We start from the raw sequence: 2,356 nt of genomic DNA, 5'->3' as shown, positions 1-2,356 counted from the left end.
GAGCGGGTCGCGAAGGCCGGCACGTACCCGGTGGTCTTCGAGGATCTCGAGATCTTCAAGAGCCATGCGCCGTTCGAGCTGCACGTCCCGGCCACGGCGATCGCGGGCGGCTTTTACCGCCGGCTCAACGGGTTGCAGGGCCGCAACCGCACGTATTACTCGGGCGCGGCGTTCCATTCGCACAACTCCACCCGCATTTGGACCGGGCTCGAAACCCTGCTGCCGGCCATCGCCGCCTGACCTGCATAGCACGTGCACTTTCGCCGCCGGTGACAAAAGTATTGCCGGATCTTGTCGAAGTTGTTTACTTCGAGTCAGAACCTGCTTAACGTATCCGGGCATCGACATTTGTCGATTAGCCCTGGAGCGTGTCCCATGAAGCTGGTATCGCTGTCCGTCGCTGTCGTCGTCGCCTCCCTCCTGCCTGCCCTGCACGCCCTGCCCGCGGCCGCCGCCGTTCCGCCCCAGCAGCCCGGCGTCACGCTGCGGACCTACGACCTGCAGACCGCCCGTGACGCGATCTGCACGCTGAAGTCCGGCCAGACCCCCAACGTCGACAAGCTCATGCCGACGATCAACTGGACCACCGCCGCCGACTTCGGTCTGGAGAACCAGTTCCAGACCGAGGTCATCGGCAACGTGAACATCACCACGGCCGGCACCTACACGTTCCGGCTGACCAGCGACGACGGCTCCCGGTTGCTGATCGACGACGCGCTGATCATCAACAACGACGGCCTGCACGGCGCCGTCGCCGTGGAGGGCGGCGTCGCTCTGACGGCCGGCTATCACGCGCTGCGGATCGACTTCTTCGAGCGCGACGGCGGCCAGCAGCTGACCCTCGAGTGGCGGCCGCCGGGCGCGAGCGCCTTCGCGGTCGTACCGAACTCGGCGCTGAGCACCGACGCCGGCGTGGTGCGGGTGACCGCGCCCGGCCGCAAGGACTGCGAGAGCGCCGGGGACGGCCCCGGCGACGGCCTGCCGCTCAACTCGGTGCATCCCGGCTACACGCTCACCAACCTGCGCCCGAACGGCTTCAACCCGCAGGTGAGCGCGATGGACTGGTACCCCGACGGGCGCCTCGCGATCGCCACCTGGGGTGGCAGCGACGCGATCGCCGGTGAGGTGTACGTCCTCAGTGGAGTCACCGGCAGCACGTCACCGAGCCAGGTCACCTACAAGCGGATCGCGACCGGGTTGCGCGAGCCGATGGGCCTGAAGATCGTCGACGGGAAGATCTACGTCTCCCAGAAACACGAGCTGACCGAGCTCAACGACACCAACGGCGACGGGACCATCGACCAGTACCGCCGGGTCGCCACGTGGCCGTTCGACGGCAACTTCCACGAGTTCGCCTTCGGCCTGCTCTACAAGGACGGGTTCTTCTACCTGAACCTGTCGGTGTCGATCAACCTCGGCGGCGCCACCACCGAACCGCAGGGCTCGCCCAACCGCGGCACCACCCTGAAGATCAATCGGACCACCGGCGCGGTCGAGTACGTGGCCGGCGGCCTGCGCACGCCGAACGGCCTCGGCTGGGGACCCGACGGCGACATCTTCGTCACCGACAACCAGGGCGGCTGGCTGCCCGCCAACAAGCTGGTGCACATCAAGCCCAACCGGTTCTTCGGCCACTACACCAACCCGGACGGCCCGTTCGACAACCAGCCGGTGACCCAGCCGGTGCTGTGGCTGCCGCACAACGAGATCGCCAACTCGCCGAGCACCCCGCTGCTGCTCAACTCCGGCCCGTACGCCGGGCAGATGGTCTTCGGCGACGTGACCTACGGCGGTGTCCAGCGCGCCTTCCTGGAGAAGGTCAACGGCGAGTACCAGGGCGCGGTCTTCCGGCTCACCCAGGGCCTCGAGGTCGGCGTGCTGCGCCTGAGCCAGGGCCCGGACGGCGCGCTCTACGCCGGCGGGCTCGGCGCGGGCGGCAACTGGGGCCAGGAGGGCAAACTGACGTACGGGCTGCAGAAGCTGACCCCCAACAGCACCAGCGTCTTCGACATCAAGGCGATGCGGGCCGTCGCCGACGGCTTCGAGCTGGAGTACACCCAGCCCGTCTCGGCCACCACCGCGGCCCAGCTGGCCGCACGGTACCGGGCCGAGCAGTGGCGCTACGTCTCCACCCCGGCCTACGGCGGCCCGAAGGTCGACGAGGAGGCCCTGCCGGTCACCTCGGCCACGCTGTCCGCCGACCGGCTCAAGGTGACGCTCAAGCTGTCCGGGCTCAAGCCCGGCCGGGTGGTGCACGTCCGCTCGCCGCGGCCGTTCACCTCGACCTCCGGCGTGTCGCTGTGGAGCACCGAGGCCTGGTACACGCTGAACAGCCTGGTGGACGGCACGACGCTGC

General features: G+C 68.5%; 2 protein-coding genes. Both read left to right on the top strand.

Annotated features, from left to right (window positions below; genetic code table 11):
- Positions 1-240: hypothetical protein (locus tag AB0M20_RS38740; RefSeq protein ID WP_364305943.1), on the top strand; the 240-nt coding region annotated here is incomplete at its 5' end.
- A 135-nt stretch (positions 241-375) separates the two neighbouring features.
- Positions 376-2,356 (top strand): PA14 domain-containing protein (locus AB0M20_RS38735; protein WP_364305942.1); only part of this gene is annotated, 1,981 nt, incomplete at its 3' end.

The organism is Actinoplanes sp. NPDC051633 (assembly GCF_040681735.1).
GTDB lineage: Bacteria > Actinomycetota > Actinomycetes > Mycobacteriales > Micromonosporaceae > Actinoplanes.
The sequence above is the reverse complement of the archived record's forward strand: the minus strand, read 5'-3'. Positions and strand labels throughout refer to the sequence as shown.